We start from the raw sequence: 1,674 nt of genomic DNA on the forward strand, positions 1-1,674 counted from the left end.
ACTCCAGGCCGTTGATGTCCGCCACGAGGCAGCCCTCCTTCGAGCGGCGCTGCGCGGTCTTCGAGGCCGAGTCTGCTGGTCGCCGCATCCGGCTTCGACAGCAATGTTCCGGATGACTGTGGCGAGGTGGTGGGTGTCGTTGGGGAGCATCAACCCACCTGTCGTGGGCGTGGCGGCTCCTGTTAGGCGCGGGAGAGGTCGGTGCCTTCGGGAGCTTGGTAGCAGGGTGAGACGAGGGTGACGTCCATCTGTGGCTTGAGGTCACCTGAGCGTGTCTTCAGCGCCCTAATCGCCACGTGGTGCCGCGAGGTGGTGTGGACTGCCTTGATTTCCGGGTTGCGGGCCCTGCTGTTCATCGGCCCGTCCTTGGTAATACGCCACCCCATGCCGGGCAGTCGGGTGCGCAGGTTGTCCATGGCGGTGTCGAAGCCGTCCGCGTCCGCTTCCCACAGCGCCCAGGGGGTCCACTCTGTAGTAGGTGGTGAAGTCCGGGTCGATGCCGGAACAGGGTATGGCGGCGGCAGGGAGGTGACTTGGGGTGCCGGGGATGCCCATGGCATCCACCAGCCTGGACGACATCCGGTTGACCTCGTCCTCCGCCTGGCGCACCGCGCGCACCTCTGGCGTGTAGCCGAGCCTCCGGCGCACCTTCGAGGGCTTGGCAACCCGCCCGCGGCCAGTGTTGAACATGCTCGAGCATCCCCTGCCTCGCCGCCGCCCGGGCACTTCACCCGGTGACCCTCGCCAGACACCAGCCCTGAGCCCGACTGAAGCAGACCCTCCCACCAGACGGGCCAAGTGAGCCCTCGGACCATTTCCTACGGCGTCAGGACACGGCTTTGAGGGCCTGCCGGCGCTTCTCGTCGTCCTTGCGGCGGCGCTTCTCGGCGAGCTGGTCCTGGTAGGCCGCAACCGCCTGCCGGTACCGCTCGGCGAACCCGGGGGAGTTGAGCCGTGCGCTCTTGGGCATCGCCTTGACTGCCGCGATCGCATCCTCGGGGGAGAGGTAGGCAGCCAGCATCGGGTTGAGCTGGTAGATGCCCGGCTTGTGCTTGGTCACCAGCTGCGCCAGGTCCAGGTCCCGCAACGCGGAGTTCACCGCCGCCCGGCTGAGCCCCAGCATCTGCGCGAGCGTGACCTGATCGATCTCGATCCGGCCGCCCGGCTCGCTGTGGGCACGCATCTTCAGCAGCACCCGGTAGGCCGCCGGCAGCAGGTCCAGATCCGCGACGATCCCCTCCGCGTTGACGGCAGCGAAATGCAGACCGCTCACTGTCCGGCCTCCTTCTCCTTCTGCTGTGCCCGCTCCAGGCGGCGGCGGGCCCGTTCGTCGGCCCTGTGCTGACGCAGCTCCTCGATGGCTTCCCGCATCTTCTCCAGTGAGGGGAAGCGCACCAGGCTGGGCAAGGTCTCGTCCTGGCGGATCTTCTTGATGGTCTCGTGCTGCTCGATCTGACGATACTCGGGCTCGATGCCCTCGGTCCCCGGGATGAACTCCGCAACCCGGTACGCATAGGGCGGATTGAACTGGTACACCCCGCGCTTCACCCGGAAGACGATGCCGTGGGACATGATCTCCCCCAGCGACTCCGTGACCTTGGTACGGGACACGTCCAGGACCGTCGCCATCTCCCCTTGTGTCAGCGGGATCCGACCGCCGGCCTTCTGGCAGGC

The 1,674-nt window shown here is 67.3% G+C and carries 3 protein-coding genes; all 3 read right to left on the bottom strand.

The genetic code is table 11. The annotated features are described in order from the left end of the window. Nucleotides 1-182: 182 nt before the first annotated feature. On the bottom strand, nt 183-560 hold the full coding sequence (locus tag ACFXIV_RS47820) for a hypothetical protein (protein WP_379421527.1): 378 nt from the start codon (nt 558-560) through the stop codon (nt 183-185). A 266-nt stretch (nt 561-826) separates the two neighbouring features. Further along, nucleotides 827-1,273, bottom strand: coding sequence for a helix-turn-helix domain-containing protein (locus tag ACFXIV_RS47825; RefSeq protein ID WP_359241220.1), 447 nt, complete (start codon nt 1,271-1,273; stop codon nt 827-829). Continuing rightward, a partial coding sequence (locus ACFXIV_RS47830; protein WP_379421528.1) for a hypothetical protein occupies nt 1,270-1,674 on the bottom strand: 405 nt, incomplete at its 5' end. The genes ACFXIV_RS47825 and ACFXIV_RS47830, both read right to left, overlap by 4 nt.

It is taken from the genome of Nocardia sp. NPDC059236 (assembly GCF_042754085.1).
Lineage (GTDB): Bacteria > Actinomycetota > Actinomycetes > Mycobacteriales > Mycobacteriaceae > Nocardia.